General features: G+C 49.3%; 1 protein-coding gene. It reads right to left on the reverse strand.

Annotation, left to right across the window (positions count from 1 at the left end; all coding sequences use genetic code 11):
* Positions 1-301, reverse strand: a 301-nt coding sequence (locus tag FY251_RS22985) for a hypothetical protein (RefSeq protein WP_222847945.1), incomplete at its 3' end; no start/stop codon positions are given.
* Positions 302-379: the final 78 nt, after the last annotated feature.

Genomic DNA, 379 nt, shown 5'->3' on the forward strand with positions numbered 1-379 from the left:
CCTCCAGCAATGCCCCTCCGGATGGAGATAAAACCAAATGCATCTGCATAATCATCCAGCTTCCGCTGGCGCTTAGGCTTAATCCCCAGCTCTCCGAATTGGTATCTCTGTTTCTGATGAGGCCAGCTCTCCATATCTCTTCCATGTGGTAGCGAAACTTGTAGGCAGAATCCGGATCGTTGTCCGGCACAGAAGCTGCGGGACCAATAAATTTCTCTACGAGCTGAAGGTTGCTTATGCCTTGATAGGGCGATTCAGCGATAGCTCTCAGCAATTCCAACAGATACTTATTATCCAGCATATGTTCCTCTCAGTGGACTTGAACGATCGACAGTATCTGAACGGCTACTCCTTGAAAAGACGGCCGGTTCGGCTCTCA

Source organism: Haloferax sp. KTX1, from assembly GCF_902410085.1.
GTDB lineage: Archaea > Halobacteriota > Halobacteria > Halobacteriales > Haloferacaceae > Haloferax > Haloferax massiliensis.